Here is a 3,218-nt window from a genome sequence, read left to right as displayed (position 1 = left end):
AGGGGATTTTATGAATTATTCATTTAATAAATCTGATAAATTAATCCCTTTTAAAAAGAACTACGAGTGTTCAAAAACAGCCTGTAGGGACCCTTGTAGTTCAATACCAATAAAAAAGTCAAAATCCACTATATAGGATTTTGACTTTTTTATTGGTATCCTCCTTGTTTTTGGGTGTGAGTGCTGGCTGGGGGTTTGGGGGCTAGCCCCCAGGAACTTAACGTAATTTTATATGGCATAAGTGATATTCTTGGACGATAAATTAAGGCGGTTCGGCAGGTACAATTACTAGTCCAAGTCGTACTACCTAAATCCCCGTTTTTGGTATGTTCGGCTTGGCGACATATCCATACCTGCCGAATTCCACAATGCAATAGCAAAAGAGTGGAGATTTTTTGAGTGATTTTCTCAAAAAATACTACTCGACTATTGCATTGTGGAAAGCCCTCTAAAAAAAATGAAAAAAGAATATATTTAAGGCGATATTTATCGCCTTAAATATATAGAAAAGAGTAAGCAGGGGGTAAAAAGTAGATTTTAAGCTGATATATAGCTATTGAAGGGCATTTTCTTTGGTCTAATTTTTTATACTTTTTGGTCTAATTTTTTATACCTTTTGGTCTATTTTTTTTTGACCTTTTGGTCTAATTATGATAAAATGGAAATACAAAAATATAGGAGAAAGGTGATAATATGCCAAAACAAAAAACTGAAAACGAAATAATATATAACGGTAAAAGTCGATGGAGAAACCTAGATACAGGTGAAATAATAGAAACTGATGAAGTCATAAAGAAAACTCCTAGAAATGGTTTTATGATCACATATTTAACTGCAATCGTTCAATTAATAGATAGTTTAGGTAATAAAAAAATGCAAGTTGTAAAATACATATTAGAAAACATGGACAAATCAACAAATACGTTAATTATAACTACAAGAGAATTGACCGAAAAAAGCAAGGTATCTAGACAAACTGTAATAGACACATTAAAAACACTGGAGCAAGCCCAAATAATTACTAGAAGAACTGGAGCAATAATGATACATCCAAGCCTTGTTCATCGTGGTAAAGATACAAAAGAGAAATACTTACTTGCTAGATTCGAAGATTTTAATAATAATAAGGCTCCAATTAATGCAGTTGAATAAACCGCCCAAGAATTGATTCTAAGGCGGTTTTACCTTTCCATATCATATCCTCGTTGTTTAGTCATTTCGTTTTTATGTTCACGCTCAAAGTAATCCTCTACTTCCCTTCCAACTAGTTCATTCTTAACAAGCCCTCTAAACGTTTTAAATTGCTCTTTAAAGACTTTTTTCGTTTGTTGATATAAAACCTTTACGTTTATCTTCAAATCGTTTATATGAGCTTGTAACGAGCCTATTTTTGTATGTAATTCTTTATTTCTCTCTCTCAACTCCGCATTAATCTGATGAGATGCTTTTAAATTGTTAGACAAGCCCTCTACTTGCAGGTGTAATTTTTTATTTTCTTCCACCAAATCTGTACTTTGCAAACGTTCATAATCCCTTTTGACCATATAGGCAGCGTTCACCATTTTTTGTACTCTTTTCAATTCGTTCGTTCCAATAATCCAATTCCCAGTGTTTTTGGTTATCGTTTCTGTTTTAAATAATCCTTTTTTCACAACCTCTGTTTTTTTCTCTTTCCCTTTTGCTTTGATTTTGATTTCTTGTGGTAATTGTTCACTGAGATCTAAAAGCTTTTTCTTTTTACTTTCAAATTCTTTATCTAAAGATTGGATTTTTCTCTCCAAGTCTTTTTCTTTTATCTTTACTTCCGCATCCATCGCCTTTTTTTGTTTCTCTATTTCTAGAGAATGCTTTTTTAAATCTTTCACTGTATCAACACCAATTGATTTATCATTTAAAATTCCATCTTTGTAGATGTGTGGTATTTCCTTTTTCAAAAATGTATCTAAATCTTGGTGGAATGTCTTTAAATCTTTTCTTGTTAAAACCTCTTTGGCTGAAACTTTTTCCCGTTGTTTTTTCTCGTCCCAAACAACAGGCATAAAAGCAAAATGCATATGAGGTGTTGTTTCGTCCTTATGTACGTTAGCGGACAATACATTTTTTTCACCGCCATAACGATTCGCTAAAAACTCATAGGTTTTTTCAAAAAATTCACGTTGTTCTTTTTCTGAAGTCCCCTTCAAGTTTTCTGGTAACGTAACAACCCAATCACTACAAACTTTTACATCTTTCCGATTCAAACAATGTACTTCACGTAATCGATCATTCATGCGGGAAAGTGTATCTCCTTCTTTTTCGCATAAATCATAATTTAAATTTGACCGCTCATTATCAATCTCTTGATTCGAATGATTTTCTGTTTTTCTGTCCCAATGAATCGATAATCCTTGTACGCTGCCTTTTGTATATTTTTCTACATGAGCCACAAGTAAGCCCCCCTTTTGGTAATCAGCATAGCACGAAGATTGAGAGAATCCAATAATTTGGTCTAGCACGTTATACCAAATTTCATTTGGACGTGCTCTGCGAGGCTCGTTGGCTTCGCCAAACCATGCCTTGCATGGCAAAAAAACCTCGGACTTTGTCCGAACCTACAAGGGGAACTCTTCCCCTTGACCCCATCAATCGAACTCCCCAACCCCTCAATCCTTGAGGGACTCCCTCGCCGGTTGGCAGGCCAAAACGTTTGACGTTTTGACAGGCCAAGAGGGTGAAGAATCAATTGCACGTGTCAATTCCTTAATGCTCCTTTCATGGATCAGCACAAACCGCTGACCCCTTCCAGTCCGCTTACCATTGACACTTACCGCTAATTTTTCCTTTTCCAACAATCGCTTTGCAAATTACTCCAAACATATGTGTTTCCTATTCGAATGAATATAAGAGTAAAGTACATAATAAATATGAAATATACGTCCACTCTTCAACTGTTACCTCTAAAAAGAACCCTATCCAACATTAGGGTTCTTTTTTCATACCAAGCCAAAAATAAAAAAGGCTTATCTAGTTATATACACATTTTTATCCCCTGCATACACTATTTATGTACAACTGCCTACTTGATAAATTGCCATACAACAGAGTGATTGAAAGGGGATTTTATGAATTATTCATTTAATAAATCTGATAAATTAATCCCTTTTAAAAAGAACTACGAGTGTTCAAAAACAGCCTGTAGGGACCCTTGTAGTTCAATACCAATAAAAAAGTCAAAATCC

The 3,218-nt window shown here is 34.5% G+C and carries 2 protein-coding genes; one reads left to right on the top strand and one right to left on the bottom strand.

The window, feature by feature from the left end; translation table 11 throughout:
- Positions 1-693: 693 nt before the first annotated feature.
- On the top strand, positions 694-1,152 hold the full coding sequence (locus tag RCJ96_RS27310) for a replication/maintenance protein RepL (RefSeq protein ID WP_001125937.1): 459 nt from the start codon (positions 694-696) through the stop codon (positions 1,150-1,152).
- Positions 1,153-1,181: 29 nt separating this feature from the next.
- Here RCJ96_RS27310 and mobV read toward each other — a convergent pair whose 3' ends face one another.
- Positions 1,182-2,426 (bottom strand): MobV family relaxase, encoded by a 1,245-nt coding sequence (gene mobV / locus RCJ96_RS27305; protein ID WP_043897573.1) that lies wholly within the window; start codon positions 2,424-2,426, stop codon positions 1,182-1,184.
- Positions 2,427-3,218 lie beyond the last annotated feature (792 nt).

This window comes from Bacillus sp. BSL6, assembly GCF_052928345.1.
Note: the sequence above shows the minus strand (reverse complement) of the source record. Positions and strands in the feature narration are given on the sequence as shown.